The sequence below is a fragment of the Macrococcus brunensis genome (assembly GCF_004359615.1).
Taxonomy (GTDB): domain Bacteria; phylum Bacillota; class Bacilli; order Staphylococcales; family Staphylococcaceae; genus Macrococcus; species Macrococcus brunensis.
In genome coordinates, this window is sequence record NZ_SCWA01000033.1 from 1 (window position 1) to 3,226 (window position 3,226).

2 rRNA genes are annotated in these 3,226 nt (G+C 50.5%); both read right to left on the minus strand.

Annotated elements, in window-relative coordinates:
- Nucleotide 1: 1 nt before the first annotated feature.
- A 5S ribosomal RNA gene (gene rrf, locus ERX27_RS10960) occupies nucleotides 2-116 on the minus strand.
- An 84-nt stretch (nucleotides 117-200) separates the two neighbouring features.
- Nucleotides 201-3,122: ribosomal RNA gene (locus tag ERX27_RS10965) — 23S ribosomal RNA — on the minus strand.
- Nucleotides 3,123-3,226 lie beyond the last annotated feature (104 nt).

Below are 3,226 nucleotides of genomic sequence, written 5' to 3' on the forward strand. Positions count from 1 at the left end.
TGCCCGGCAACGTCCTACTCTTGCGGAACGTAAGTCCAACTACCATCGGCGCTAGAGAGCTTAACTTCTGTGTTCGGTATGGGAACAGGTGTGACCTCTCTGCCATCATCACCAGACAGGGTGAGAATATTATACTCTCAAAACTAGATAAGTAAGAAGAAATTGATTCACAAGCTCACCGAGCTAAAAAATCTGATATTTTGATTAAGTCTTCGATCGATTAGTATTCGTCAGCTCCACACATTACTGTGCTTCCACCTCGAACCTATTGACCTCATCATCTTTGAGGGATCTTATAACCGAAGTTGGGAAATCTCATCTTGAGGGGGGCTTCATGCTTAGATGCTTTCAGCACTTATCCCGTCCATACATAGCTACCCAGCTATGCCGCTGGCGCGACAACTGGTACACCAGAGGTATGTCCATCCCGGTCCTCTCGTACTAAGGACAGCTCCTCTCAAATTTCCTACGCCCACGACGGATAGGGACCGAACTGTCTCACGACGTTCTGAACCCAGCTCGCGTACCGCTTTAATGGGCGAACAGCCCAACCCTTGGGACCGACTACAGCCCCAGGATGCGATGAGCCGACATCGAGGTGCCAAACCTCCCCGTCGATGTGAACTCTTGGGGGAGATAAGCCTGTTATCCCCGGGGTAGCTTTTATCCGTTGAGCGATGGCCCTTCCATGCGGAACCACCGGATCACTAAGTCCGTCTTTCGACCCTGCTCGACTTGTAGGTCTCGCAGTCAAGCTCCCTTGTGCCTTTACACTCTGCGAATGATTTCCAACCATTCTGAGGGAACCTTTGAGCGCCTCCGTTACTCTTTAGGAGGCGACCGCCCCAGTCAAACTGCCCGCCTGACACTGTCTCCCGCCACGATAAGTGGCGCGGGTTAGAAAGTCAACACAGCCAGGGTAGTATCCCACCAGCGCCTCCACGTAAGCTGACGCTCACGCTTCAAAGGCTCCTACCTATCCTGTACAAGCTGTGCCGAATTTCAATATCAGGCTGCAGTAAAGCTCCACGGGGTCTTTCCGTCCTGTCGCGGGTAACCTGCATCTTCACAGGTACTATGATTTCACCGAGTCTCTCGTTGAGACAGTGCCCAAATCGTTACGCCTTTCGTGCGGGTCGGAACTTACCCGACAAGGAATTTCGCTACCTTAGGACCGTTATAGTTACGGCCGCCGTTTACTGGGGCTTCAATTCGTAGCTTCGCTAATGCTAACCACTCCTTTTAACCTTCCAGCACCGGGCAGGCGTCAGCCCCTATACGTCACCTTACGGTTTTGCAGAGACCTGTGTTTTTGATAAACAGTCGCTTGGGCCTATTCACTGCGGCTCTTCAGGGCTTGCACCCTAAAAAGCACCCCTTCTCCCGAAGTTACGGGGTCATTTTGCCGAGTTCCTTAACGAGAGTTCGCTCGCTCACCTTAGAATTCTCATCTTGACTACCTGTGTCGGTTTGCGGTACGGGCACCTGATATCTAACTAGAGGCTTTTCTTGGCAGTGTGAAATCAACGACTTCGCTACTTAATTTCGCTCCCCATCACATCCTGACCTTACGAGTGCCGGATTTGCCTGACACTCAGTCTCAATGCTTGGACGTACATAACCAACAGTACGATCGCCTATCCTTCTGCGTCCCCCCATCGTTCAAACAATCTCAGGTGGTACAGGAATATCTACCTGTTATCCATCGCCTACGCCTGTCGGCCTCGGCTTAGGTCCCGACTAACCCAGAGCGGACGAGCCTTCCTCTGGAAACCTTAGTCAATCGGTGGACGGGATTCTCACCCGTCTTTCGCTACTCACTCCGGCATTCTCACTTCCAAGCGCTCCACATGTCCTTACGGTCATGCTTCGACGCCCTTGGAACGCTCTCCTACCATTGTCCTACGGACAATCCACAGCTTCGGTAATATGTTTAGCCCCGGTACATTTTCGGCGCAGCGTCACTCGACTAGTGAGCTATTACGCACTCTTTAAATGATGGCTGCTTCTAAGCCAACATCCTAGTTGTCTGGGCAACGCCACATCCTTTTCCACTTAACATATATTTTGGGACCTTAGCTGGTGGTCTGGGCTGTTTCCCTCTCGACTACGGACCTTATCACCCGCAGTCTGACTCCCGCATTAAATTATCTGGCATTCGGAGTTTGTCTGAATTCGGTAACCCGAGGGGGGCCCCTAGTCCAAACAGTGCTCTACCTCCAGTAATCATCATGCGAGGCTAGCCCTAAAGCTATTTCGGAGAGAACCAGCTATCTCCAGGTTCGATTGGAATTTCTCCGCTACCCACACCTCATCCGCTCACTTTTCAACGTAAGTCGGTTCGGTCCTCCATTCAGTGTTACCTGAACTTCAACCTGGACATGGGTAGATCACCTGGTTTCGGGTCTACGTCCTGATACTCATTCGCCCTGTTCAGACTCGCTTTCGCTGCGGCTCCGCATCCACTGCTTAACCTTGCATCAAAACGTAACTCGCCGGATCATTCTACAAAAGGCACGCCATCACCCATTAACGGGCTCTGACTACTTGTAAGCACACGGTTTCAGGTTCTATTTCACTCCCCTTCCGGGGTGCTTTTCACCTTTCCCTCACGGTACTGGTTCACTATCGGTCACTAGAGAGTATTTAGCCTTGGGAGATGGTCCTCCCGGATTCCGACGGAATTCCACGTGTTCCGCCGTACTCAGGATCCACTCAGGAGGGGACGACTTTTCGACTACAGGACCTTTACCTTCTATGGTTGACTTTTCCAAAGTCATTCGTCTAAATCGTTCCTTTGTAACTCCGTGCTGAGTGTCCTACAACCCCAGGATGCAAGCATCCTGGTTTGGGCTCTTCCCGTTTCGCTCGCCGCTACTCAGGGAATCGAGTTTTCTTTCTCTTCCTCCGGGTACTTAGATGTTTCAGTTCTCCGGGTGTGCCTTCTCATATGCTATGTATTCACATATGGATAACATGACATAACTCATGCTGGGTTTCCCCATTCGGAAATCTCTGGATCAGTGCTTACTTACAGCTCCCCAGAGCATATCGTCGTTAGTAACGTCCTTCTTCGGCTTCTAGTGCCAAGGCATCCACCGTGCGCCCTTAATAACTTAATCTGTTATTAATAATGTGATGTCTGTATGAATACAGACGCGCGATTTTTTGAGAATTCAATAAATGAACTCACTCGGTTTTGCTTGGTAAAATCTTTTTTCTTCTT